The 23,427-nt window shown below is 62.4% G+C and carries 25 protein-coding genes; 10 read left to right on the top strand and 15 right to left on the bottom strand.

Going from position 1 to position 23,427, the window contains the following annotated elements; genetic code table 11:
- Positions 1-44 precede the first annotated feature (44 nt).
- Complete coding sequence (locus C1J04_RS06335) at positions 45-929, top strand: LysR family transcriptional regulator (protein ID WP_009826425.1); 885 nt, start codon at positions 45-47, stop codon at positions 927-929.
- Positions 930-949: 20 nt separating this feature from the next.
- Here C1J04_RS06335 and C1J04_RS06330 read toward each other — a convergent pair whose 3' ends face one another.
- From C1J04_RS06330 to C1J04_RS06285, 11 genes are all read right to left on the bottom strand, one after another.
- On the bottom strand, positions 950-1,357 hold the full coding sequence (locus C1J04_RS06330; RefSeq protein ID WP_009826424.1) for a universal stress protein: 408 nt from the start codon (positions 1,355-1,357) through the stop codon (positions 950-952).
- Between the two features lie 87 nt (positions 1,358-1,444).
- The gene (fnrL, locus tag C1J04_RS06325; RefSeq protein ID WP_009826423.1) at positions 1,445-2,197 is read right to left on the bottom strand and encodes a transcriptional regulator FnrL; all 753 of its coding nucleotides are present in this window, start codon (positions 2,195-2,197) and stop codon (positions 1,445-1,447) included.
- 48 nt (positions 2,198-2,245) lie between these two features.
- Positions 2,246-3,421: a kynureninase gene (kynU, locus tag C1J04_RS06320; protein ID WP_009826422.1), complete on the bottom strand. Its 1,176-nt coding sequence runs from the start codon at positions 3,419-3,421 to the stop codon at positions 2,246-2,248.
- A gap of 11 nt (positions 3,422-3,432) precedes the next feature.
- Positions 3,433-4,263 (bottom strand): tryptophan 2,3-dioxygenase, encoded by an 831-nt coding sequence (locus tag C1J04_RS06315; RefSeq protein ID WP_009826421.1) that lies wholly within the window; start codon positions 4,261-4,263, stop codon positions 3,433-3,435.
- Positions 4,260-5,030 carry a GntR family transcriptional regulator gene (locus tag C1J04_RS06310; RefSeq protein ID WP_009826420.1) on the bottom strand — a complete coding sequence of 257 codons (771 nt, stop codon included), beginning with the start codon at positions 5,028-5,030 and terminating at the stop codon, positions 4,260-4,262. The genes C1J04_RS06315 and C1J04_RS06310 overlap by 4 nt, the downstream gene beginning before the upstream one ends.
- 107 nt (positions 5,031-5,137) lie before the next feature.
- Complete coding sequence (locus C1J04_RS06305) at positions 5,138-6,097, bottom strand: 2-hydroxyacid dehydrogenase (protein WP_009826419.1); 960 nt, start codon at positions 6,095-6,097, stop codon at positions 5,138-5,140.
- Positions 6,098-6,100: 3 nt separating this feature from the next.
- Positions 6,101-6,262, bottom strand: a complete 162-nt coding sequence (locus C1J04_RS19430) for a hypothetical protein (RefSeq protein ID WP_009826418.1) — start codon at positions 6,260-6,262, stop codon at positions 6,101-6,103.
- A 12-nt stretch (positions 6,263-6,274) separates the two neighbouring features.
- On the bottom strand, positions 6,275-7,621 hold the full coding sequence (locus C1J04_RS06300; RefSeq protein WP_009826417.1) for an amidase: 1,347 nt from the start codon (positions 7,619-7,621) through the stop codon (positions 6,275-6,277).
- Between the two features lie 4 nt (positions 7,622-7,625).
- Positions 7,626-9,044, bottom strand: a complete 1,419-nt coding sequence (locus tag C1J04_RS06295) for a TRAP transporter large permease (RefSeq protein WP_009826416.1) — start codon at positions 9,042-9,044, stop codon at positions 7,626-7,628.
- On the bottom strand, positions 9,041-9,625 hold the full coding sequence (locus tag C1J04_RS06290; protein WP_005852157.1) for a TRAP transporter small permease subunit: 585 nt from the start codon (positions 9,623-9,625) through the stop codon (positions 9,041-9,043). The genes C1J04_RS06295 and C1J04_RS06290 overlap by 4 nt, the downstream gene beginning before the upstream one ends.
- A gap of 73 nt (positions 9,626-9,698) precedes the next feature.
- Entirely contained in the window at positions 9,699-10,829 is a 1,131-nt protein-coding gene (locus tag C1J04_RS06285; protein WP_037954264.1) for a TRAP transporter substrate-binding protein, read from the bottom strand.
- A 192-nt stretch (positions 10,830-11,021) separates the two neighbouring features.
- Here C1J04_RS06285 and C1J04_RS06280 point away from each other — a divergent pair, with 192 nt between their 5' ends.
- The 4 genes from C1J04_RS06280 to C1J04_RS06265 all read left to right on the top strand — a co-directional run bounded on the left by C1J04_RS06280 (position 11,022) and on the right by C1J04_RS06265 (position 13,764).
- Entirely contained in the window at positions 11,022-11,720 is a 699-nt protein-coding gene (locus tag C1J04_RS06280; protein ID WP_037954262.1) for a ZinT family metal-binding protein, read from the top strand.
- Between the two features lie 65 nt (positions 11,721-11,785).
- Complete coding sequence (locus C1J04_RS06275) at positions 11,786-12,091, top strand: DUF6525 family protein (protein WP_009826413.1); 306 nt, start codon at positions 11,786-11,788, stop codon at positions 12,089-12,091.
- Positions 12,092-12,201: 110 nt separating this feature from the next.
- Positions 12,202-13,152, top strand: coding sequence for a class II glutamine amidotransferase (locus C1J04_RS06270; RefSeq protein ID WP_009826412.1), 951 nt, complete (start codon positions 12,202-12,204; stop codon positions 13,150-13,152).
- A gap of 3 nt (positions 13,153-13,155) precedes the next feature.
- Positions 13,156-13,764, top strand: a complete 609-nt coding sequence (locus C1J04_RS06265) for a poly-gamma-glutamate hydrolase family protein (protein ID WP_009826411.1) — start codon at positions 13,156-13,158, stop codon at positions 13,762-13,764.
- Here C1J04_RS06265 and C1J04_RS06260 read toward each other — a convergent pair.
- Positions 13,748-14,824, bottom strand: coding sequence for an alpha/beta hydrolase (locus C1J04_RS06260; RefSeq protein ID WP_009826410.1), 1,077 nt, complete (start codon positions 14,822-14,824; stop codon positions 13,748-13,750). The genes C1J04_RS06265 and C1J04_RS06260 overlap by 17 nt on opposite strands.
- Before the next feature lie 205 nt (positions 14,825-15,029).
- Here C1J04_RS06260 and C1J04_RS06255 point away from each other — a divergent pair, with 205 nt between their 5' ends.
- The 4 genes from C1J04_RS06255 to C1J04_RS06235 all read left to right on the top strand — a co-directional run bounded on the left by C1J04_RS06255 (position 15,030) and on the right by C1J04_RS06235 (position 20,139).
- Positions 15,030-15,980, top strand: a complete 951-nt coding sequence (locus C1J04_RS06255; protein WP_037954259.1) for an asparaginase — start codon at positions 15,030-15,032, stop codon at positions 15,978-15,980.
- Between the two features lie 161 nt (positions 15,981-16,141).
- A complete protein-coding gene (locus C1J04_RS06250) occupies positions 16,142-17,569 on the top strand; it encodes an alanine/glycine:cation symporter family protein (protein WP_009826408.1) in 1,428 nt (475 codons plus the stop codon).
- A 163-nt stretch (positions 17,570-17,732) separates the two neighbouring features.
- Complete coding sequence (locus C1J04_RS06245) at positions 17,733-18,890, top strand: saccharopine dehydrogenase family protein (protein WP_009826407.1); 1,158 nt, start codon at positions 17,733-17,735, stop codon at positions 18,888-18,890.
- Positions 18,891-19,056: 166 nt separating this feature from the next.
- Positions 19,057-20,139: an SMP-30/gluconolactonase/LRE family protein gene (locus C1J04_RS06235; protein ID WP_009826406.1), complete on the top strand. Its 1,083-nt coding sequence runs from the start codon at positions 19,057-19,059 to the stop codon at positions 20,137-20,139.
- Between the two features lie 35 nt (positions 20,140-20,174).
- Here the strand turns inward: C1J04_RS06235 and C1J04_RS06230 are convergent, their stop codons facing one another.
- Positions 20,175-21,353: an amino acid aminotransferase gene (locus C1J04_RS06230; RefSeq protein ID WP_009826405.1), complete on the bottom strand. Its 1,179-nt coding sequence runs from the start codon at positions 21,351-21,353 to the stop codon at positions 20,175-20,177.
- A 5-nt stretch (positions 21,354-21,358) separates the two neighbouring features.
- Complete coding sequence (locus tag C1J04_RS06225; RefSeq protein ID WP_244268888.1) at positions 21,359-22,279, bottom strand: DMT family transporter; 921 nt, start codon at positions 22,277-22,279, stop codon at positions 21,359-21,361.
- A gap of 114 nt (positions 22,280-22,393) precedes the next feature.
- On the opposite strand from C1J04_RS06225, the gene C1J04_RS06220 reads away from it, so the two are divergent.
- Positions 22,394-22,852 (top strand): Lrp/AsnC family transcriptional regulator, encoded by a 459-nt coding sequence (locus tag C1J04_RS06220; RefSeq protein ID WP_009826403.1) that lies wholly within the window; start codon positions 22,394-22,396, stop codon positions 22,850-22,852.
- A gap of 6 nt (positions 22,853-22,858) precedes the next feature.
- Here the strand turns inward: C1J04_RS06220 and C1J04_RS06215 are convergent, their stop codons facing one another.
- Complete coding sequence (locus tag C1J04_RS06215; RefSeq protein ID WP_009826402.1) at positions 22,859-23,332, bottom strand: MarR family winged helix-turn-helix transcriptional regulator; 474 nt, start codon at positions 23,330-23,332, stop codon at positions 22,859-22,861.
- Positions 23,333-23,427: the final 95 nt, after the last annotated feature.

The following is a 23,427-nucleotide window of genomic DNA, read 5'->3' as shown; positions in this document are numbered from 1 at the left end:
AAACATAAAATTATCATATGGAATTGAAATGATAACTTTGTGGAATGATCCGCGTGCTAAACGCCTCATGGCTCGAAACCTTCACCACCCTATGTGACATCGGGCATTTCACCCGCACCGCAGACCGGCTGGCCATGACCCAGCCGGGGGTATCGCAGCATATCCGCAAGCTGGAACAACAGGTCGGCCAGCCGTTGATCCTGCGCGAGGGAAAGTCCTTTACCCTCACCCCCGCCGGAGAAGAGCTGCTGTTGATCGGCCGTGCCCGCCGGACAGAGGAGCGCGCCTTGCGCGAAAGGATGCAGCGCGATGATCCGTTGTCAGGCACGGTCAGGATAGGGTGTTCTGGCAGCTTTGCGTTACGGCTGTATCCGCATCTGATCGCGCGGATGCAGCAGGCCCCGAAGCTGGAAATGCACCTCAGCGCCGCGCCGCAGACGCGTATTCTGGCGGATATACTGGCAGGGACGCTTGATCTGGGCGTGGTGACCGCGGTGCCCGATATGCCCCGCGTTCAGGCCACGCCCCTGTCGCAAGAGGAACTTTGCCTCGTGCTGCCCGCCACCTTTAACGCGGCGGATCTGACCCTGCAGAGGCTTGATGACTTGGGGTTCATCGCGCATCCCGATGGCAATGCCTATGCCGATGATCTTCTCGGGCGCAACTTTGATGACTACCGCGGGGCAGAGCATTTGCGGCTGCGCAGTTTTATCAACCAGATCGGGCAAATCCCCCTGCCCGTGGCCCAAGGACTGGGCTATACCATCCTGCCGCGGTCGGGGGTGGAGGGGTTTGCGCACCGCGACGCGCTGGCGGTGCATACCCTGCCCCAACGACGGTTTCACGACCTCTGGCTGATCGCACGTAAAGACCGCGCCGCATTCGCTCGCGTTGCCGCCACCGCTGACGGCATACTTGGGCTGCAATAGCCCGTTGGCGGTGCCCCGACCTATCTGACCACATGCACCGCGCATTTGGCGTGACGCACCACATATTGCGCGACCGACCCCAGCAGGATGTCGGAAAACGCGGGCTGATGCGACGCGATCACGATACAGTCGGTCCCGTTTTCCTCGGCCCAGCGTGTCGCCCGTGGCCCGGCGCGCCCGTCCGCAATCGCTGTCGCGGCCCCCGGCACGCTTAGCGCCAGCGCATCCAGCTGCGCCTGTACCGCCTCGCGCGTGGAGGTCACGATGTCGGTGGGGATGTATTCTGCGACATAGACCGGCACTGCCTCTATCACATGCAGCAGGGTCAATCTGGCATCCGGTGCCGCCAGCGCCTGCGCCGCATCAAAAGCGGTCTGGGTGATCTCGGGGGTTTCGAAAACAACGGGGATCAGGATATTCTTGTACATTCTGCACTCTCCTATGAAGGTGCAGACAGTGAACGCCTTGGGGCGCCCTGCGTCGTTGATACAGATCAAATCAAAGGGAATATTTCCCTAGTCGCAGTCGTCGCCCGAGGCCGCGTGCAGCGCGTCCACATCGGCCACGCGAAAACGGCGACGGTCGACAAAGCTCAAGATACCCTCTTTCTTCATCGCGCCAAGCTGGCGGCTGACCGTTTCAAGCGTGAGCCCCAGATAGTTGGCGATCTCGTACCGTGTGAGAGGCAGGACCAGCTCTTGCCCAGGGGTATCCGCATTGGCCAATTGCTGCCGCCGCGCCAGCATTTCAATGAAGGTCGCGATCTTTTCGCGTGCGGTTTTGCGGCCCAGCAACAGCATCCAGTCACGCGCCGCGTCCAGTTCATCGAGGGCCATCTCCATCAACCGTTGGGCGATATGCGGCGTGGTTTCAATCAGCGCCTCGAAGGGTTTGCGCTGGAAGCAGCACAGCGTCACATCGGTAACGGCGACCACGTCGAAATCAATCGCCGCGCGGCCCGGACGGCCGATGAAATCCGACGGGAAAAGCAGCCCGACCATCTGGGTGCGCCCGTCCTCCATCGTTTTGCCAAGGCTCGCGACGCCCGACACGACCGACGCGACATAGGTCAGCCCGTCGCCCCGCCAGAGCATCGGATCACCCGCCTTGAACGACCGATAGGTCTTGATCTGCTCCAGCATCAGCAGTTCATCATCGTCACAGCGCGCGCAAACGGCGCGGTGGCGGATTGGGCATTCACTGCATTTCGGGCGCGACTGAAGATCAAGCATGGCGCGATCATAGCGTCCATTCGCGCGGACCACCATCACCAAGACGCACCGCCACCGCGCTGTGTCCCGATGTCGCTTGCCCCTTCAGGTCACGTCGCGCTTCTGGTGATACTCGGGCCGGTCCCAACTGCGGGTCGCAAGGATGTCGGCAAGGATATCGACCGCGCCACGTACGTCACCTTCGTCGATATACAAGGGCGTGAAGCCAAAGCGCATGATGTCAGGCGCGCGGAAATCGCCGATCACGTCCCGTGCGATCAACGCCTGCATCACCGCATACCCGTTCTTTGACGCGAAAGACACCTGACTGCCGCGCTGGTTTGCATCCCGTGGGCTGGCCAGCACAAGCTCGGGGCATTTTTCTGCGACCAGCGCGATGAACAGCTCACTGAGCGCGACAGACCTCTCGCGCAGCTCGGCCATATCCACCTCGTCCCAAAGCCCAAGCGCATGCTCCAGCGCGGTCATCTGGATCACGGGGGGCGTGCCGACGCGCATGCGCTCGATGCCCGCAGCGGGGCGGTATCCGGCCTCGAAGGCGAAGGGCGCATCATGCCCCAGCCATCCGGCCAAAGCGGGCTGGATGTCCGCGACGATATCGGGGCGCGCATAGATGAACGCAGGGGCCCCCGGCCCGCCGTTGAGGTATTTATAGGTGCAGCCGACGGCGAATTCCGCGTTGCAGCCAGCCACATCGACGGGCACCGCGCCTGCGCTATGGGCCAGATCCCACAGCATCACCGCCCCTGCCCCATGGGCCGCCGCGGTCACTTGCGCCATGTCATGCATGCGGCCCGTGCGGTAGTCGACTTGGGTGATCATCGCGACAGCCACGTCATCGGTCATGGCGCTGGCGACATCCTCGGGGGCGACAATGCGCAGCTCGTAGCCTTGCCCCAACTGCTGGATCAGCCCCTCGGCCATATACAGGTCCGACGGGAAGTTGCCGCTGTCCGACAGGATCACCCGCCGGTCGGGGCGCATCTTGAGAGCGGCAGACAGGGCCTGAAACACTTTGACCGACAGCGTGTCGCCCATGGTGATCGTGCCCTCGGGCGCGCCGATCAGGCGGGCAATACGGTTGCCGACCCGTGTGGGCTGCGCCATCCAGCCGTCAAGGTTCCAGCCCTTGATCAGATGCGCGCCCCATTGCGCCTGCACCACGTCCTGCACCTTTTCGGCCGTCCCCACAGGCAGCGGCCCAAGCGAGTTTCCATCAAGGTAGATCATGCCCTCGGGCAGGGAAAAGCGGTCTTTCATCGGCAATCGGGTCACAGGGCACCTCGTACGTTCCAGAGTTCGGGGAAAAGTTCGACCTCGAGCATCCGGCGCAGGTATTTCACCCCCGACGTGCCGCCCGTGCCGCGTTTGAAGCCGATAATGCGTTCCACCGTGGTCACATGGTTGAAACGCCAGCGGCGGAAATAATCTTCGAGATCGACGAGCTTTTCGGCCAGCTCGTACAGCTGCCAATGGGCGCGCGGGTCTTGATAGACGCGCACCCATGCCTGCATCACCGTGTCATCCGCCGCATGAGGCGTGTCCATCGCATAGGCTTGCGGGTCAAAGGTTTGCCCCGTTGCCTCTGCCAGCAGATCAAGCGCCACATGGTAGAGCGATTTTGTACCCAGTTCCTGCGTCAGCATCTGGTGCAGTTCGGGGCGGTGTTCATGCACTTTCATCATCGCGCGGTTGCGGTTGCCGAGGATGAACTCGATCAGCCGGTATTGATGCGACTGAAACCCCGAGGACGCGCCAAGGTCGTCGCGGAAATCGCTGTATTCACTGGGAGTCATCGTGCGCAGCACATCCCACGCGCTGTTGAGCTGTTCAAAAATGCGCGCCACACGGGTCAGCATCTTCATCGCCGGCGCAAAATCACCCGCCGCGAGATGGGTGCGCGCCGACGACAGTTCGTGCAGGCACAGGCGCATCCATAGCTCTGACGTTTGATGCTGGATGATGAACAGCATCTCGTCATGCGCGTCGGATTTGCAATTCTGCGCCCCGAGGATCGGGTCGAGCGACAGGTAATCGGTATAGGACATATCCTTGGCGAAGGACATTTGCGCCCCTTCGTCAGCGGGGTTGTAGCCGGTCATGCGGGGGTCTCCGATTGGGGGCCGAGGGTTCTTGCAAAGGGCGAATGGGCCGGCATCAGCGTCGAAAGCTCCTCGAACGCGGCGATGCTCAGGCCGGTGTGATGGCGAAAGGCCGCAAGCGCCGCCGCCGGATCATGATCAAGTGCCGCCTGATAGAGCGCGCGATGCGGCTCTAGCGCCATACCGGCAGAGAATACCTCTGCCGCTTTGGCCGCAAGCGGGCGCGCGCTTTGGGTCAGATCGCGCAGGCCCGCCTGAATAAAACGGTGGTAGCGCCCCAACTGGTCCTGCAACTGCCCTGCAAACCGCGCCATCCAATCAGACCGCGCCCCCGCCACCAATGCCTGATGAAAGGCCAGATGCCGCCGTGTCCATTGGGCCAGTGCCTCGTCATTATGGATCACCGAGGGCACGGGCGTTTGCGACAGGTGGTGATAGGCACCGATCACCCCTGCCTCCCACGCGTCATCGGCGTGGCTGACGGAATGGGCCAGCATCGCGCCTTCGATGGCATCGCGGCTGCGTTCCAGGTCCAGAAGATCGGCACGGGTCAACGGGGTGACGCAAAAACCCTTGTTATGCTCGGGCACGACAAGCTGTTCAGCCGCCAGCCGGTTCAGACATTCACGCAGCGGCGTCAGGCCAATGGCATAGCGTTCCGACAGGGCCGGTAGGCGCAGCGCCATGCCCGGTGGCAGATCCAGCGTCAGGATATCGTGGCGAAGCCGGTCGAATAGAATGTCCGATTTCGATTGCCGAAGTGTCATGATGCGCCCCTTTCGAAACACATCATGTCAAATACATACGATCTTGTAAATCGTATACGATATTTTTCAGCGTAGGTCCGCATTGAGTTCTTCGGACCCTTTCTAGACTAGAGCGCGTTCGGCGGGGACTCTCCACGGAAGAACGCGTCAAGATTGTCCAGCGCCTTGAACCCCATCGCATCGCGTGTCTGCACCGTGGCGCTGCCCACATGGGGCATCATCATCACGTTGTCATAGGACGCGAAGGCCGGATTGTCCCCGGGTTCGGTGACAAAGCAATCCAGCCCCGCCGCCCCGATATGCCCCGCATCCAGAGCGTCGACCAAAGCGGCCTCGTCGATCAGATTGCCGCGGGCCGTGTTGACCAGCACTGCCCCTTTGGGCAGCTTCGCCAAACGGTCGGCGTTCATGAGCCCGACCGTATCGGGCGTCGCGGGGCAATGGAGCGACAGGAAGTCGGACACGGCCAGCAGGCTTTCCAGTGTCTCGTGATAGATCGCGCCCGCTTCATCCTCGGGCGAAAGACGGCTGCGGTTGTGATAGTGGATCTCCATATCGAAGCCGCGCGCCTTGCGGGCAAAGGCACGGCCCACACCGCCCATCCCCACGATCCCCAGCCGCGCACCGGTCAGCTGTTTGCCCACCAGAAAGGCCGGCGACCAGAAATCCCATGTGCCGGACCGCACAGTCCGGTCCCCCGCGACCGCATTGCGCGCAGCCCCCAGCATCAGCATCATCGCCAGCTCTGCCGTGGCATCCGACAGCACATCGGGCGTATTGGTCACGACGATCCCCTTGCCGCGCAGCGCGTCCAGATCGCAATGATCCACCCCGACCGAATGGTTCGCGACGATTTTCAGCCGCGGGTCGAGCTGCGCCACCACATCTGCGCTGAAATGTTCGGAGTGGCACGGGATGATCCCGTCGACGGATGCGCTCATCTTGATGATATCCTCGGCGCTGCCGGGGGTGTCGGCGGCATCCCAGATCACCTCGTAGTCGCGGCGGGCGCGTTCCAGCGTGGCATTCGACAGGGTGCGGGTGATCCAGATCACGGGCTTGGACATCGGCTAGTCTTTCTTGTTGCGACTGGAGGTGAACAGATCAAAGGCGATGAACGCCAGCGTGATCGCCACGATGATCACAAGATCGGGGCTGGGCACCTTGACAGCCAGTATCAGCAAAAAGGTGGTGATGGTCGCAAACGCCAAAAATGCGAGAAGTCGGTTCATATCAGATATCCTTTATGCAGAGGCACCGGCGGCCCAGTCGGTCAGCCATTGTGCCGTGCGCAGCAACCGCGCGTCATTGTGGCGTGCGCCGACCAGTTGGACGCCCATGGGCAGCCCTTCCGTCGAGGTGAAAAGCGGCAGGTTGATGCAGGGCGTGCCGCAGAAGGTCCACAGCCCGTTGAACACCGGATCGCCCGTGGTTTCCAACCCTTTGGGTGCCGGACCGGGGGCCGAGGGGCACAGGATCACATCGCAGCGGGTGAACATCTCGTCCAGCGCGGCGTTCAGCACCTTGGGCATGTCGCGGGCAGACAGGTAATCGCGGGCGGGCACGGCGTTGCCTTGCTCTATCGCGTCGCGGGTGATCGGCCCCAGCGTGTCCGCGCCCCGGTGCCAATAGGGGTAGTAGTGATAGGACATCTCGGCCAGATTGATCAGCTTGCGCTGGTCTGCTGCCGTGTCGAACACCGCGGGCAACGGAAGCTCGAACGCCTGATCGCCAAGCGCGTCCAGCAGCTCGGCAAAGGCGTCATGCAGTTGCGGCTCCGCATCCTCCCATCCCGGCGGGCGGATGAAACCGAACACGAGCGGCAGCGGCGGGGCCGAAGTCGCCGCCGCATGCAAGGCGGGCGCAGCACAAAGCGTGGTCGCGTTGTCTTCGTCATCCTGCCCGAAAAGCACCTCGGCCAGAAGTGCTGCCCCTGCGGGATCGCTGGCAAAGACCCCGATCGTATCAAGCGAGGGCGATTGCGTCAGCACCCCCCGCCGCGGGATCGCGCCGAAGGTGGGTTTATATCCGGTCACCCCGCAGAAGGACGCCGGTCGGATCACCGACCCGCCGGTCTGGGTGCCGATGGCAAGCGGCACCATCCCGTCCGCCACCGCCGCGGCAGAGCCTTGCGACGATCCGCCGGGCGTATGCGCCAGATTATGCGGGTTCGCGGTCTTGCCGGGCTGCATGAAGGCAAGCTCGGTCGTGACCGTCTTGCCCATCAGGATCGCTCCTTCCTTGCGCAGCCTCTCTACCACAAAGGCGTCGCGCAGGGGCACGCGCCCCGCATCCTGAACGCAGCCGTTTTCCGTGGGGATACGTTGTGTGTCGATCACGTCCTTCAGCGCGACCGGCAACCCGTGAAGCCGCCCCAAGGGACGCCCTGCCCGGCGATGCGCATCCAGCGTGCGGGCCTGTGCACGCGCGAATTCGGGATCGAACCACGCCCAAGCACCCACCTGCGGCTCGCGCGCCTCGATCCGCTTGATATAGCTGTCGACCAGCGCCAGCGCATCCAGCGCGCCGGACGCCAGCCTGTCGCGCAGCAGCGTCACGCTGGGGGTGCCGTCCACCCCGTGACCCGTCATCCGATTACCGTCCATAAAACAGATCCGGCAAATAGAAGACGATCTGCGGGAAGACATACATCAGCACCATCGACAGGATCACGCAGAAGAGGAACGGCATGACCCCCTTGAAGATCTGCGTCAGCAGGAGCGACGGCGGCGCGATGCCTTTGAGGTAATAGGCCGACATCGCCATCGGCGGGGTCAGGAAACTGGTCTGCAGGTTCAGCGCCACGAGGATACCGAAGAACAGCGGATCAATCTCGAACACCGCGAGCAGCGGCAGGAAGATCGGCACGAAGATGATGATGATCTCGGACCATTCCAGCGGCCAGCCCAGCAGGAAGATGATGAGCTGCGCCATGATCAGGAACTGGATCGGCGACAGGTTCATGGATTGCACGAACTCCGAGATCACATGCTCCCCCCCGAGATAGGAGAACACGGCAGAGAAGGTGTAGGAGCCGACGAACAGCCAGCAGACCATCGCCGTGGTGCGCACGGTGAGATAGACGCTTTCACGCAAACGCTGCCATGTCATCGCGCGGTAGATAAAGGCAAGGAAGATACCGCCCAATGCACCGATGGACGCCGCCTCTGTCGGGGTGGCGAGACCGAAAAGGATCGACCCGAGCACCGCAAAGATCAGGAAAGCCAGCGGCACGAAAGAGGTGATGATCATCATCACCAGCTTGCCCATCGGCATGTCCGGCACCTCATCCGCCGTAGGCTTTGGTGCCGACGATGGCTGCAGCAAAGACCGCCCGACGATATAGACCAGATACAGCCCCACCAGCGTCAGCCCCGGCAGCAGCGCAGCCGCATAGAGACGCACGATCGACACGTTGGTCGCCGCCGCATAGACGATCAGCATGATCGACGGCGGGATCAGGATCCCCAGGGTGCCGCCCGCACAGATGATGCCCGCCGCGAAGGACGGGTCATAGCGCGCTTTCAACATCGCCGGCAGCGCCAGCAGGCCCATCAAGGTCACAACCGCGCCCACGATCCCTGTCGCCGTGGCAAACAGCGCGCAGGTGATCAGCGCCGCCACCCCCATCGATCCGGGGACATTCTTGGACGCGATGTTCAGCGTGGTGAACAAACGGTCCACGATGTTGGAGCGTTCGACGATATAGCCCATGAACAGGAACAAGGGCACAGCCGTCAGCACCTCGTTCGACATCACGGTAAAGGTCTGGTTCACGAAGAGGTCAAATATTCGGTTGTTATAGAATCCCTCTATCCAACTCGACCATTGCTCCCATTGTCCGGCGGTTTCATCCAGCCGGTCAAAACCGCGCCACATGCGGCGCGCGTCGAAATAGGCGTAGTAGCCAAAGCCGATGCCCATGGCCATCAGGGTAAAGGCGATCGGGAAGCCCAGGAAGACAAAGATGATGAACAGCCCAAGCATCATCAGGGCGATTTGCGGATCGGTCATGTGATATGGTCTTTCTCGGCCATGTTGGCCTTCTGGATCAAAAGGTCTTCGGTCTCGAAAACGTCTTCGTCCGCTTCAAGCCAGTAATTGTCCCGGATCGCGATAATGCAGCGGCATACCTGCGCGATCCCCTGGATAAACAGCAATATGCCCGCCGCCACGATCACCGCTTTGAACTGATAGATCGGCACACCCGCGGGACTGTTGACGGAGACCTCTCCGTATTGCCAGGACCGCGCAGCGTATTTCCAGCCGGACAGGATCAGGGCCAGCACACCGGGGAAAAAGAAGACGATATACAGCACGATATCGATCTTGCCCTGGGTCTTGGGTTGCAGCAGCCGGTACAGGAAATCGCCCCGCACATGCCCGCCACGCGACAGCGTATAGGCCCCGCCCATCATGAACAGCGTGCCGTACATGATAAAGGAAACGTCCAGCGCCCAGGCCGTCGGGCTGTTAAGCACATAGCGTACGAAAACCTCGTAGCCCGTGCCGATGGACATCAGCAGGATCAGCCACGCGAATGACTTGCCAAACCATGCCGACAGGCTGTCGGCGAACCGTATAAATGAAATCATGATGTCCCCATGCCTCGTCTGAAACCCCGGCACACAAAGGTGCCGGGGTTCTGTACTTTACCTGTCAGCGGGATCAGAGCTTGATCTTGCCAGGGAAGTAATGCTCGTAGGCCAGACCGTAGTCGGGCGAGTTCATCAGCTCGTAATACGACACACGGCTGACCCACTCGCGCTGGCTGTCGAGGGTCTTTTTCATGAACGGATCGGCTTCCAGCTCGGGGATCAGTTCGTCCCATGCCTTCAGCTGTGCGTCTAGAATCTCTTTCGAGGTGCGACGCACGGTAACCCCTGCTTCATTCTGCAAGAACTGAAGATCCGCGGAATAGCGGTTCATCGCCTTGGCTGTGTTCGCGGTAGAGGCCGCTTCGACAGCATATTTCAGGATCGCCTGCAGGTCCGGGTCCAAATCCTCAAGGAAGGTCCGCGAGAACAGGAACTCGAAGCTTTCCGACGCCTGGTGATAGGACGACAGATAGTAGTTCTTGGCCACGTCCTGCGCGCCAAAGTCCTTGTCCGACGAGGGGTTGTTGAACTCGAAAGCGTCGATCACGCCACGCTCCATCGCGGGCACGATTTCGCCGCCCGGCAGCTGAGCGACGGACATGCCCAGCTTGGCCATCAGATCGGCCGCCAGACCCACGGTGCGATACTTGAACCCTTGCAGATCCTCGACCGAATTCACCTCTTCCTTGAACCAGCCAAAGGGCTGCGCAAACATCGGAAAGCCCATATAGCCGACCACGTCGAGGCCCATGATGTCCTGTGTCAGCTCGTTATACAGCTCTTGCCCGCCGCCTTCGTAGAACCACGACAGCATCGTCGTTGCGGAGCCGCCGAAAACCGGACCTGTGCCGAACAGCGACGCGGCCTTGTTCTTGCCGTACCAATAGACAGGCACCGAATGCGCAGCATCGATCAAGCCGTCGTTCACAGCGTCCAGCACCTGGAACGCCGCAACAACCGCGCCCGCAGGCAGCACATCGACCTTGACGCGCCCGCCCGACATTTCTTCGACGCGGGTGGCATAGTCGCGTGCGAAGTCCTGCCAGATGTTTGCGTCATTCCATGACGTTTGCATTTTGATCACCAATGGCGCTTGCGCCAGAACCGCCGGAGCCGCCAGCATGCTGCCAGCCGCAGCCCCGCCAGCGACGGCCGATTTGGTCAAAAACGAACGTCGATTAATAGTATTATTAGTCTTCATTTTGTTCTCCTCCCAGAGCGACTGCGCGGCCCTTTTTCGAGTTCCCTACCGGCAATCGTGTCCCGACCTTACCGCCTTGACTGATTTAATCAAGAATTCTGATCATTGCTCTCCGCGTGGCTTGCTTGTAGAGAAATGGTTACGTTATAACATAACGAATCACTTCTCTACCGATCCTGAATGGAGCCCATGATGACCCGCATCCACACCGCATTTCTTTCCGCTCTGGCCGCGACCTCTCTTGCCGCCACAGCTCTGCCCGCCCTTGCGGATCACGCCAAAGACAAGGCGCATGACCACGAAGCCCATGATCACAGCCACGATCACGACCATGATCACAAGCACGACCACGGCGACGACGACATCTACAAAGGCTACTTCGACGATGCGCAGATCAAACCGCGCCCTCTGGCCGACTGGGAGGGCGACTGGCAGTCCGTCTACCCGCTGTTGCAAAGCGGTGATCTGGACGCGGTGATGGCGCATAAGGCGGCCAAGGGTGACAAAACCGCCGAGGCATACAAAGCCTATTACGCCACCGGCTATGCCACCGATGTCGACCGGATCGTATTCTCGGGCGATACCGCAACCTTCTACACGGGCGAGACATCGGTGCAGGGGCGGTATGAAAGCGACGGCTTCGAGGTGTTGACCTATGAAAAGGGCAATCGCGGTGTGCGCTATATCTTTGAAAAGGTCAGCGGTGACGCCGAGGCTCCGATGTTCTTCCAGTTCAGTGACCACAAGATCGCGCCCGCTAAGGCAGACCACTATCACCTTTATTGGGGGGATGATCGCGCGGCCCTGCTGAAAGAGGTCACCAACTGGCCGACATATTACCCCGCGGCCCTAAGCCCCGCCGACATCTCTGCCGAGATGCAGGCGCACTGACATCCTGCGCCGCTGCCTGCCTTGACGGTGGCGGCGCACCCCTTGCTTCCAGCGACAGACTTACCATGCCGAAAACCACCCCTCGCCAGCCCAACTGCCGCAGCAGCCTTGCCGCACGCCGCCGCACACAAGACCCGATGGCCGCCTATGACCGCTTGCCGCCGGAACTGCGCGGCTGGCTGGCCCAAGCGGCATTGCCTTGGTCCGCACGCTCTGCCCTGCGGGCGTGGCAGCGCGCCTTGCAGCGGTTCAGTGGCGATACGGATGCCGCAAAACAGCACCTATCGCGCTGTGAGCGCAACACGCTGACCCGCGACCGTCTGCATATGCCGGACGCCCCTGCCACATGCGCAGGTGTCCGCCCCCTCTGATCCGCTGATCTGGCCTTTGGCCCGCGCCGCCCTACCTGAGCTGACAGAATGATACGGGATGCCGCCGCTAGGTGGTGCCCGTGATCGACCCTTGATGTGATAGGAAAGCTATGTGCCGCGTTCTCGCCTATATCGGGCCTGAAATCCCGCTTGAAAGCCTGCTGATCAAGCCGGAAAACAGTCTGATCAACCAAAGCCTTGACCCCGAACTGCACCCGAGCCTGCAGCTGGCTGGTTGGGGCTTCGGATTATGGAGCGCGCATTTGCTGAAGCCCGAGGAACCGCTGCTGTATCACCGCCCCATGGCCGCGTTCCACGATGACAACGCCCCCGGCATCATCCCCAGCTTGCAGGCCAGCACCATGCTCGCCCATGTCCGCGCTGCGGCCTATGACGCCCGCAACGTGCTGGCGGACGAGAACTGCCACCCGTTCTCGTTCAAGGGCACCCCATGGATCATCGCGCAAAACGGAGCCCTGCCCCATTGGCGGCTGCTGCAGCGCGAATTGCTGCCCCTGTGCAAAGACGATTTCCTACGGCAGATGAAAGGCACGACAGACACGGAATTCTTCTACGTGCTGCTGCTGTCCCTGCTGGAGGGCGATAGCGATGACGACGTGCAGGCAGCGTTCGAGAAGCTGCTTGATGCCGTATTGCAGGCGATGCGCAAACTGGATCTGGTCGCCCTGACCAAGTTGAAGATCGCGCTGGTGTCCACCGACCGGATCATCGGCGTGAACTATGGGGCCGGGCACAAGGGCGAAACCGCGCCCGAAGGCGACTGGAAAGAACTGCGCAAAGCCGGCCCCGGCACCGATGACTACGCCCTGTCGATGCTGCTTGAACCGATGTACCTGTTGATGGGCGAGAATTTCGAGGACTACGCCGACAGCTACAAGGTTGATGCCAGCCCCGAGGGCGAAGCGACTTCGGCCATTTTCGCGTCTGAACCGTTGACCGAGGATGGGTCAGACTGGCTGCACATCCGCTTCGGAGAGATGGTGAGCCTGCGTCGCGTCGGCGGCAAGATCAGCAAAACGATCACCAAGCTGGACGTCTAAACTATGGCCGACCGCTACCCCGATTTCGCCACGCTCGCCGCGGCGCATGATCACGACAAGGACTACCGTATCACCGTGCAGGATCGCGGCACGCGCGTCGCGATCCTTGCGCCCCACGGGGGGACGATCGAACCGGAAACGGCAAGCATCGCACGGGCTGTCGCCGGGGATGATCTGTCGTTCTATCTGTTCGAAGCGCTGCGCGCCGGGGCGCATGGCGATTACCACATCACCTCGCATCGGTTTGATGATCCTCGGGCGCTGGCACTGGTGGCAGGGGCGGACACGTCGATCGCCATTCACGGGCGCAAGGATGATGGCACCGACACGGTCTGGCTGGGCGGGCGTGACGAAACCCTGCGGGATGCTGTAGGCGACGCATTGCGCGCGGCGGGGTTCGGGGCCGCGCTGAATACGGCCCTGCCCGGCGTGCATCCCAGCAACATCTGCAACCGCACCCGCAGCGGCGCGGGCGTGCAGTTGGAACTGCCCCGATCCCTGCGCCGCAACTTGGCAGAGGATGGCAGGATGATGGCGCGCTTTAGCACAGCGCTTCGGGCGGCAATTTCAGCGGCGGGCCTGGACGGCGACGCGGCTACCCGCCGAGTTTGATGCTCACCGGACCGACCGACAGAGATTGCGGGGCCAGCGCATCGGCGTCTCGCAACCCCTTTATCAGCGCGATGGCAGAGGCAGAGGTGCCCGGCAGGAAGTGATTGCTGCCCGTGTCGGCGATGCCCGTCATATCCACCACGAAGACGCCAAGCCCTTCAAGCTGGTCCAGATCCTCTACCGATCCCAGACGGGCAGCCCCCCCTGACAAGCCCGACGACAGGCGCAGCAGCCGGTCGTTCTGTGCAATCGCCACGGTAAAGGGCTGCGGCAAATGGCCAAGCGCATGGGCCTGCGCGCGGAACAGATCCATATCGATATCGGGCGAGATCAGCGTCGTCGCAGACAAACGGTCCAGCAAGGCGCGGTCCCCGCTCAGCGCGATCTGGCGCAACGTCTCCATGATCAGCAGCCCGCCCATCGAATGCCCCACCAGCGACACGCGCAGCCCGTCCTCGCGCAGCAGGCGCCGCAGCAATGTCGCCAGCGCATCGCGGGCGATCAGCACGCTGTCGCGGTCATAGGTATATTCGAACGGGTTGGCTGCTGACGACCACGAAAAGTGGATCTGCGGCCCCTTCAATTCATAGTCCCAGGCCACCTGCGCATGACGGTACGCGGCTTTGGCAAAGCCGTTGTTATAGCCATGCACAAAGACCACCGCCTCTTGCCCCGGTGTCGATGCGGCGCGGGCGGCAAAGACCAGCGCCTCCAGATCCGGCAAGGTCTCTGCCCCGGTGAGGGCGAAATGGCGTGCGGGGTCGGCCCGCGATCCGCGGCTGCGTTCGATCTGCCCGACCTTGTGGTTCGGCGGGATCGAGATGGCAAGCCGCGCGAAATCCAGCGTTTTGGCCCGCCCCGCCCCATAGGCGATCGGCGCGGGATCGGCGGTGCGTGTGGTCGCAACGAGCAGCTGCTGCACGCCCGCGCCCACATCCGCCCCTGCACCTGCGCTGGCGTGGTCCGGATCAACGACAGAGAACCCGCCCTGCCCGCCACATCCGGCGACGGCACCCGCACTGGCAAGGGCGATAAAGTGGCGGCGGGTCGGTGTGCGCATCAGGGGGCCTTCCGGTCGTGTCGGGCGTATATACGCGCCGCCGCACCCTGCCCGTCAAGCCGGATGTCACGTCTTGGCGGCTTTGGCCCCATGCGCCGACGGTCAGCAGGCTTGACAGCGACGGGCGCTTCTGGTCCGCCTGCGGCAGTTTTAGAAGGGCTCCGGACGGGGCATATTGGGCGGCAATCAACACAAAGGGCGCAGCATGGCGACACTCTTGATCCACACGGGCGGCACGATTGGCATGGCCCAGACCCCTGACGGTTTTGCCCCTCGCGACGGGGTGGTCGAAGATGCGGTCGCGGCGCTGGTGGCCAGCGGCAAGATCACCGGAGAGGTCGAGGTGCTGCGCCTTGATCCGCTGATCGATTCCGCGCTCGCCACGGCGCAGGATTGGGCGCGCATCGCGCAGACCATCCATCAGCATCGAGGCCGCTTTGACGGCTTCGTCGTGACCCACGGGACGGATACGCTGGCCTATACGGCCGCCGCCCTGTGCCTTGCGCTGCCCGGTCTGGCGCAGCCTGTGATCGTGACCGGCGCGATGCAACCACTGACTGTGGCTGACACGGACGGCACGGCCAATCTGATCGATGCGCTTGCCGCAGCGCGTACCGCACCGGCGGGGGTCTGGGTGCAATTCGGCGGCAAACGGCTGCATGGCGGGCGGGTGCGCAAGGCCCATTCGCAGGCGCTGGACGCCTTTACCGCCGCGCCAACCGACAGGGCACCGCGTGCCACCGCCCCCGACCCGCAGCTCAGCCCCCTGCGTGCCCACGAGGTTGCCCTTCTGACCGTCACCCCCGGTTTCAGCGCCGCCCTGCTGGATCATGCGGCGACCACCTGCGACGGGATCGTTCTGCGCTGCTTTGGCGCGGGCACGGTTCCCGACAGCCCCGCCCTGCGTGCCGCCTTGCGCAAAGCGCAAGGCAAGGGCGTTCCCGTGGTGGCCGTCAGCCAATGCGCCGAGGGCGGCATGCAGATCGGCACCTACGCCGCGGGCAAGGCGCTGCGCGACAGCGGGGTGGTCGACGGCGGCCAGATGACAGCCGAGGCGGCCTTCGTCAAAATCCACCTCGCGCTGAGCTGCTTTGCGCAGTTTGACGCGCAACACGCCTATCTGGCTGCGGATCAATGCGGAGAAATGGCCGAATAACGCGCGAAGAGCCAACCCGCTAGAGTTGAATTGCGAAATAACCTGTATAAGGATCAACGCACTAGACGTCGCACCGGGGCTGCGTGCTTCGCGCTGCGTCATTCGGCTTTACGCTTTGGCCAAGAACACCGTAAAACGCGGCAAAACAAAGGGACATTTATATGGAATTTCTACAAACGCTCTTCGGCTGGATCGGAGACTTCACTTGGGGATGGTCGCTGATCCCGATCCTCGTCATTTTCGGTATCTTCATCACAATCGCGACCGGTTTTGTGCAGATCGAATACTTTGGGCGCATGTTCCGCGTGCTGTCGAACAAGAACAACGCGGATGATTCCAACCAGATTTCAGCGCGCGAAGCCTTGCTGGTGTCGGTCGGTGGACGTGTCGGCGGCGGCAACATCGCGGGCGTCGCGGTTGCGATCACCCTTGGCGGCCCGGGTGCGGTCTTCTGGATGTGGGCCATCGCGTTGGTCGGTATGGCCACGAGCCTTGTCGAATGTTCACTGGCACAGCTGTTCAAGCGCAAAGTCGGAGAGCACAGCTACCGCGGCGGCCCTGCAGCGGCCATCATCCACGGGTTGGGCAAGGAATACCGCTGGCTGGCGGTGGTCTATGCGATCTGCCTGATTGCGGCCTTCGGTCTGGGCTTCAACGCGTTCCAGGGCAACACGGTTGCGGGGTCGATGCAGGACAGCTTTGGCATTGACCGTCTGTGGACCGGTATCGCGCTGGCGGCCATCTCGGGCTTTATCATCTTTGGTGGCATCCACCGCATTGCCAAAGTGTCGGACGTTGTCGTGCCGATCATGGCCATCGGCTATCTGGCAATGGCGCTGATCGTGATCCTGCTCAACATCACCAGCCTGCCCGGCGTGATCTATGACATCGTGACCAATGCCTTCGGCCTGCAAGAAGCCGTTGGTGGCGGTATGGGTGCTGCGGTTGCGCAAGGCCTGCGGCGCGGTCTGTTCTCGAACGAGGCGGGTCTGGGCTCTGCCCCGAACGTCGCGGCCACCGCCGAGGTACGTCACCCCATCAGCCAAGGCATCACGCAGTCGTTTTCAGTCTTTATCGACACGATCATCATCTGCTCGTGCACGGCTTTCGTGATCCTGCTGGGGGATGTCTATGTCCCCGGTGCCGAAGGCATCGACGGCGTGGCGCTGACACAGCAAAGCATGGTGTCACATCTGGGCACATGGGTGCAGTATTTCCTGAGCGGCGCGATCCTGCTCTTCTCGTTCTCGTCGATCATCTACAACTACTATCTGGGTGAAAACGCGATGACGGTACTGACCAAGAGCCCCTTGGGCATCCTCGGTCTGCGGATCGCGATCATCGCGATTGTCTTCCTGGGTGCGACAGCACCGGCGGCGACTGCGGTGTTCTTCTTCTCGGATCCGATGATGGGTATCCTGGCGTTGGTCAACTTGCTGGCGATCATGATGCTCTTCCCCGTGGCCATGCGCCTGCTGCGCGACTTCCGTCGTCAGTTGAAGGCAGGCGTCGAGCGCCCCGTGCTGAACCCGGACGATTATGCCGATCTGGATATCGACCGCGACGCATGGAAGCTCCCGGCAGAGTGATCCGGACGCATCTTACCTGAATTCGAGACGGGCCGTAGCATCTGCTGCGGCCCGTTTCTTTTGCCCCCCGACGCAGCGTTCTGAAACTCGGCAATGGTCAATACCCTCTGCGCTGTCCCATAGTCGGCGCAAAGACATGCAACCAATCGGGGAGGAACGGCACATGGCAGAATTCGATATCATCATCTACGGCGCAACGGGGTTTACGGGACGGCTGGTCGCGGAATACATCCACGCGACCTATCCGGACCGTCCTTGGGCGATGGCAGGGCGCAGCGCGTCCAAGCTGGCGCAGGTGCGCGACGAGATGGGCCTACCCGCCGATACCCCCCTGATCGAGGCCGATGCCTCTGACCCTGCCTCGCTTGACGCGATGGTCGCGCGGGCGCGGGTTATCATCACCACGGTCGGCCCCTATCTGCTGTATGGCGAGCCGCTGGTCGCAGCCTGTGTCAAGGCGGGCACCGATTACGTCGATCTGTCGGGCGAGCCGCCCTTCATGTGGGACATGATCGAAAAGTACAACGATGCCGCCAAGGCCAGCGGGGCCCGGATCGTACATTCCTGCGGCTTTGACAGCATCCCCTTCGATATGGGCGTCTATTTCCTGCAGCAAGAGGCACAAAAACGCTTTGGCGCGCCGCTGAAAGACGTCAAAGGACGCGTGCGCGGGATGAAGCGCACGTTTTCTGGCGGGACGGCGGCGTCGGGCAAAGAGACGATGAAGCTGGCCATGGGGGATCCTGATGTGATGAAACGTCTGGTCTCGTCCTTCGCGCTGACACCGGGGTTCGAGGGGCCGACACAGCCTTACGGCAACAAGCCCTACGAAGACCCTGATTTCGGCATCTGGGTCGCCCCTTTCGTGATGGCGTCGATCAATACCAAGAACGTGCACCGGTCCAACATGCTGATGGGCCACCCCTATGGCACGGATTTCACCTATGAAGAAATGATGTTCACCGGCAAGGGCGAAAAAGGCGAGGCGATCGCCAAGAGCATCGCCAAGTCCAACCCGATGGGCGACGATGATATCAAACCCGGCGAAGGCCCGTCGAAAGAAGAACGCGACAACGGCAGCTATGACCTGATGTTCACCGGCACCTCCGCTGACAAAGAGCGGCTGACCGTTGGCGTCAAGGGCGACCGCGATCCGGGCTATGGCTCCACCTCCAAAATGCTGACCGAAGCGGCGCTTTGTCTGATCGAGGAAGCCGCCGACACCCCCGGCGGCGTGCTGACGGCGGCCCCTGCCTTTGGTGGTGCGATCATTGACCGGCTCACAGCCAATGCAGGGCTGACCTTCGAGGTAGAGAGCTAAGGAGCACCCCCTCGCGGTGGTCACCACTGCGGGGGATGCGACCTCGGCGCGGGCCAGAGCGGCTGACATAAATCGCGCGGCGTAGCCTCTTGCACCTGCCAGAGGGATCGGCAACCCTACGCTGTGCACCACTACTTCGACGCGAACTCTGGGGAGGAGATCACCGATGAAAAAACTATTTACACTACTGGGCATCGCCCTGCTGGCCTTGCTTGCCTACCTCGCGTTCTGGCCCGTATCCGTCGCCCCCGTCGCGTGGGAGGCCCCGCCCGATCAGGGCTACACCGGTGATTTCGCGGTCAACGACCGTTTGACCGCATTGAAGATCGTCGAGCTTGAGGGCCGCAGCGGGCCGGAGGATGCCGATATCGGCCCGGACGGGCTGGTACATGTCGCCACCCATGATGGTGAAATCCTGCGGATCGAAGAGAACGGGGCCATCACCGTCTTTGCGCAGACCGAGGGCCGCCCCCTTGGGATCGAATTTGACGACAGCGGCACGCTTTACGTCGCCGACGCCTATCGTGGCCTGCTGTCGGTGGACCGCGGCGGCAAGGTGACCCTGCTGGCCGAGACGACCAAGGACGGCAGCCCGATCCTTTACGCCGATGATGTGGATATCGCCGCCGATGGGAGCGTCTATTTCTCAGATGCCTCGACCCGCTTTGGTGCGCAGGATAACGGCGGCACGCTGGCGGCGTCGGTGTTGGATCTGGTGGAGCATTCGTCGAACGGCCGCATCCTGAAATACGACCCCGCATCGGGCGAAACGACTGTCTTTGCCGACGATCTGAACTTTGCCAACGGGGTGGCGGTGGATGACGCGAACAGCGCGGTATTTGTGGTCGAAACCGGCAGCTACCGCGTCTGGCGCTTCCCCATGGACGGCAGCGCAGGCACGGTGGTGCTGGAGAACCTGCCGGGATTTCCAGACAATATCAACAACGCCCCCGATGGGACATTCTGGGTCGGTCTGGTCAGCCCGCGCAACCCCGTCATGGATCAACTGGCAAACAGCCCCTTCCTGCGCCGCGTGATCATGCGCCTGCCCGAAGCGATGAAACCCGCGCCGCTGCGCTATGGCTTTGTCCTGCGAATGGATGCCTCGGGCAAAGTGCTGGAAACGCTTCAGGATCCGGCAGGGGACTATGCATTGACCACGGGTGCCGTGACCCTGCCCGACGGGCGCATTGCCGTGACCTCGCTGACAGAGCCGCGTCTGGGGATGCTCGACGCCGCTCCGCGCTAAGACCTACAGGCGCTGGCCCAAGGGGCGGGCCAGTGTCACGCCTGTGACACCTCCCGAAGCGCCGCCGCGACCTGTTCGATCTGCGTGCTGCGCAGACCGGCGATATTGATCCGACCGGTGGCCGTGCCATAGATCGCGTGGTCACGGCGCAAGCTGTCCATCTGGTCGGGCGCGAGGGGCAGCAGGGAAAACATCCCCTGATGGTGCCGCAACGCCTGAAACGCGGGGTCCGCATCAATCGCGGCCAGCGCATCTGCCAATTGCTGCCGCAGCGATTGGACACGGGCGCGCATGCTGTCGAGCTCTTCCTCCCAGATGGTGCGGGTGTCAAAGACGTGGCAGGCGACAGCGGCACCATGTTCGGGGGGCATCGAATAATTCGCGCGGGTCAATGTCTCTAGGTGGCGGCCCACATGGGCGATGGACGCCGCATCCGGCCCCAGCACCATCGCCGCCCCGATACGTTCGCAATATAGACCCATGTTTTTGGACCCGCTTGCCGCAACCATCGCCACGGGCACCGCATCGACCATCACCCGCAGCCCCGCCGCATCTGCGTCGAGCCCGCGGCCAAAGCCCTGATAGGCAATGTCGATCAACGGGATCAGCCCCCGCGCCGCGCAAAATCGGGCCAGCGCATGCCACATATCCGCATCGGGATCGATGCCCGTGGGGTTGTGGCAGCAGCCGTGCAGCAGCACCACATCCCCCGGCTTCGCCGCCGCCAGATCCGCGAGCACGCGGTCAAGATCCAGCGCGTCGCCCTTGGCCTGCCAGCGATACAGTTGCAGCTTCAGCCCGGCCCCCTCGAATATCGGACGGTGGTTCACATAGCCGGGGTCCGTGCTCCAGACCGTGGTGTCGGGGCGCAGGCTCGCCAGCATATCCCCCAGCACGCGCAAGGCTCCTGTCCCGCCGACCGTCTGGATCACATGGCTGCGCGCGATCCGCGCGGGCGCATCGCCCAAGACCAGCCGCGCCATGCCCGCGTTGAACACTGCATTGCCCGCCAAAGCGCGGTAGGTTTTCGGCGCACTGTCCTGCGCCAAGGCGCGCTCGGCCATGCGCACCGCCTTCATATTCGGCGTGGCCCCGTTGTCATCGCGGTACACGCCGATGACCATGTCGATCTTGTGGGCGCGCGGATCGGCGCGAAAGGCAGAGGTCAGACCCCAGATCGGGTCTTCGGGAAGGGCGGCAAGCGCGTCGAGCATCGGGGTTACTCCTTGGGGCGGTTGGCCAGCATGACGCCAGCGCAAATGATGAGAACGGCCAAAATCGTGCCAAGCGTCAGGGCCTCGTGCAGCAGCGGCACGGCAAGCACCGCCGCAATCGCAGGGGCGAGCGACCCGATCGCGGCACATTTCGCGACACCAAGACGGGCGATGGCGATGGCATAGGTCAGGCTCGAGACAAGGCCGACACCGACCCCTTGGGCAAGGATGAACGGCATCGCCTCGGCCAGTCGCACCTGCGTCAGGTTGCTGGGCAGCACCCCCGTGGCGAGCAGCGGCAGCAGCACCAGCGTGGACGGCAGCGCCAGCACCAGCGCGCAGCCAATCGGGTCCAACCCGCTGCCCCGCAGCCCCAGCGTATAGCACCCCCAGAGCAGGCTGGCCGATAGCAGCAGCGCCACGCCGGTCAAACTGCCTGCGGCCAAATTGCCCGAGGCACCGATCAGCGCCGCCACCCCCACAAGGATGATCCCCAGCGGCAGCAACACCGCGGGGCGCTGGCGGTAGATCACCCACGTCAGAACCGCCACCGATACCGGTGTCGTCCCGGCAATCAACGCCCCCACATGCGTGGCCGAGGTCTGCGCCCCGCCCATAGCCGCGAGCCAGAAGAACGGCAGCCCCGCCCCCGCCGCGATCATCAGCCAGCGATGCGCGGGCAACTGCCTTAACACGGCGATACGTTTTGGCAGGAAGGGTAAAAAGAACAGCGCCGGAATACCCGACCGGATCAGCGCCACATCGCCAAACGTCAACTGCGCCCCGCTGGCGGCACGGGTGGACAGCGCGAACCCCGCCCAGACCAGCACGGTCACCGCAATCGCGAGATAGCCAACCAGGGGCCGAAGGGGGATCTGCCGCGGACCAAGTCCATGTGCGGCGGGCAGTGAGGGGGAACTGAGCATATTCGTCCTGCGCGTAGTATTTGCGCTGTTTTACGCTGTATCCACGGGCAGATGCTTGCTAATGATTGCTCAATAGTATCAATTTTGGGCATATCCTGCCCTTAGAGGGCCAAGATGGACGGCAAAGATCGCGAGATCATCAAAGCCCTGCAGCGTAACGGGCGTCTGACCAATCAGGATCTGGCAGCTCAGGTGAATCTGTCGCCCTCGCCCTGCTTGCGGCGCACCCGCGCGCTTGAGGAAAAGGGCGTGATCAAGGGCTATACCGCGATTGTGGATGAACGCGCCTACGGGCTGCCCGTGACCGCGCTGGTGCGCATCCGGCTGAGCAGCCACACGGGAGACGTGGTGAAACTGTTCGAGAAGAAGGTGCACGAGACCGAACAGATCCTCGATTGCTATGTTATCACCGGCAGCGAGGACTATCTGTTGCGCGTGCTGGTCGAGGACCTGAAAAGCTACGAGGAATTCGTGCGCCACAAGCTGCACAACATCCCCGGCATCGCGTCGATTGATTCCAGCTTTGCCTATGGCGTGCTGAAGCAGTCGAACGTCTTTCCCGTGGTGACCTAAGCCACCCTACGGATCGTCGAACCGGTCGTGAACCCCTTCAAGCAGCCTATCCAGCGCGGATAGGAAATGCGCCGCCGCTTGGGGGTCGAGCTTGTCCAGAAACCGCGCCTGATGCGCGTCGACCAGCACCCGCGCCCGCGCCAACAGGTCTTGCCCCGCCCCGGTCAGCGTGATCGCACGGGCGCGCCCGTCGCCTTCCGTCAGGTTCTGCACCAGCCAGCCTTTGTCGCGCATCTGCTTGAACGTCCGCGATGCCGTGGGGCGGGTGATGCCGATATTCTCGGCGATACCGGAGGGCGCGGTGATGCCTTCCAGCGCGATACTGGCCAAAACGCACCATTCCAACCGTGTCAGCCCAAGCTGCGAAAGCTCTGCATCCAGACTGGCACGCATAACCGCGGCCAGCCGCGACACGCGAAAGCCCAGCCTGTCGTGCAGACGATAGGAGGCAGGGGCAGAGGTGTTCTCGGGTCCGGTCATAAGGCATGAATACTTCATTTTTGCCGCACCGCTACTGTTTGCTTGCAAAATAGTTGATCCAGGACAACTATAGCGCCGAATTAAGAGGCAATATC

The sequence above is a fragment of the Sulfitobacter sp. SK025 genome, assembly GCF_003352105.1.
Taxonomy (GTDB): Bacteria; Pseudomonadota; Alphaproteobacteria; order Rhodobacterales; family Rhodobacteraceae; genus Sulfitobacter; species Sulfitobacter pontiacus.
The sequence above is the reverse complement of the archived record's forward strand: the minus strand, read 5'-3'. Positions and strand labels throughout refer to the sequence as shown.

Excerpts from the sequence above, each read along its gene's own strand:
- C1J04_RS06335 (WP_009826425.1), top strand. The coding sequence starts at position 45 with ATGATCCGCGTGCTAAACGCCTCATGGCTCGAAACCTTCACCACCCTA.
- C1J04_RS06330 (WP_009826424.1), bottom strand. The coding sequence starts at position 1,357 with ATGTACAAGAATATCCTGATCCCCGTTGTTTTCGAAACCCCCGAGATC.
- fnrL (WP_009826423.1), bottom strand. The coding sequence starts at position 2,197 with ATGGTGGTCCGCGCGAATGGACGCTATGATCGCGCCATGCTTGATCTT.
- kynU (WP_009826422.1), bottom strand. The coding sequence starts at position 3,421 with ATGAAAGACCGCTTTTCCCTGCCCGAGGGCATGATCTACCTTGATGGA.
- C1J04_RS06315 (WP_009826421.1), bottom strand. The coding sequence starts at position 4,263 with ATGACCGGCTACAACCCCGCTGACGAAGGGGCGCAAATGTCCTTCGCC.
- C1J04_RS06310 (WP_009826420.1), bottom strand. The coding sequence starts at position 5,030 with ATGACACTTCGGCAATCGAAATCGGACATTCTATTCGACCGGCTTCGC.
- C1J04_RS06305 (WP_009826419.1), bottom strand. The coding sequence starts at position 6,097 with ATGTCCAAGCCCGTGATCTGGATCACCCGCACCCTGTCGAATGCCACG.
- C1J04_RS19430 (WP_009826418.1), bottom strand. The coding sequence starts at position 6,262 with ATGAACCGACTTCTCGCATTTTTGGCGTTTGCGACCATCACCACCTTT.
- C1J04_RS06300 (WP_009826417.1), bottom strand. The coding sequence starts at position 7,621 with ATGACGGGTCACGGGGTGGACGGCACCCCCAGCGTGACGCTGCTGCGC.
- C1J04_RS06295 (WP_009826416.1), bottom strand. The coding sequence starts at position 9,044 with ATGACCGATCCGCAAATCGCCCTGATGATGCTTGGGCTGTTCATCATC.
- C1J04_RS06290 (WP_005852157.1), bottom strand. The coding sequence starts at position 9,625 with ATGATTTCATTTATACGGTTCGCCGACAGCCTGTCGGCATGGTTTGGC.
- C1J04_RS06285 (WP_037954264.1), bottom strand. The coding sequence starts at position 10,829 with ATGAAGACTAATAATACTATTAATCGACGTTCGTTTTTGACCAAATCG.
- C1J04_RS06280 (WP_037954262.1), top strand. The coding sequence starts at position 11,022 with ATGACCCGCATCCACACCGCATTTCTTTCCGCTCTGGCCGCGACCTCT.
- C1J04_RS06275 (WP_009826413.1), top strand. The coding sequence starts at position 11,786 with ATGCCGAAAACCACCCCTCGCCAGCCCAACTGCCGCAGCAGCCTTGCC.
- C1J04_RS06270 (WP_009826412.1), top strand. The coding sequence starts at position 12,202 with ATGTGCCGCGTTCTCGCCTATATCGGGCCTGAAATCCCGCTTGAAAGC.
- C1J04_RS06265 (WP_009826411.1), top strand. The coding sequence starts at position 13,156 with ATGGCCGACCGCTACCCCGATTTCGCCACGCTCGCCGCGGCGCATGAT.
- C1J04_RS06260 (WP_009826410.1), bottom strand. The coding sequence starts at position 14,824 with ATGCGCACACCGACCCGCCGCCACTTTATCGCCCTTGCCAGTGCGGGT.
- C1J04_RS06255 (WP_037954259.1), top strand. The coding sequence starts at position 15,030 with ATGGCGACACTCTTGATCCACACGGGCGGCACGATTGGCATGGCCCAG.
- C1J04_RS06250 (WP_009826408.1), top strand. The coding sequence starts at position 16,142 with ATGGAATTTCTACAAACGCTCTTCGGCTGGATCGGAGACTTCACTTGG.
- C1J04_RS06245 (WP_009826407.1), top strand. The coding sequence starts at position 17,733 with ATGGCAGAATTCGATATCATCATCTACGGCGCAACGGGGTTTACGGGA.
- C1J04_RS06235 (WP_009826406.1), top strand. The coding sequence starts at position 19,057 with ATGAAAAAACTATTTACACTACTGGGCATCGCCCTGCTGGCCTTGCTT.
- C1J04_RS06230 (WP_009826405.1), bottom strand. The coding sequence starts at position 21,353 with ATGCTCGACGCGCTTGCCGCCCTTCCCGAAGACCCGATCTGGGGTCTG.
- C1J04_RS06225 (WP_244268888.1), bottom strand. The coding sequence starts at position 22,279 with ATGCTCAGTTCCCCCTCACTGCCCGCCGCACATGGACTTGGTCCGCGG.
- C1J04_RS06220 (WP_009826403.1), top strand. The coding sequence starts at position 22,394 with ATGGACGGCAAAGATCGCGAGATCATCAAAGCCCTGCAGCGTAACGGG.
- C1J04_RS06215 (WP_009826402.1), bottom strand. The coding sequence starts at position 23,332 with ATGACCGGACCCGAGAACACCTCTGCCCCTGCCTCCTATCGTCTGCAC.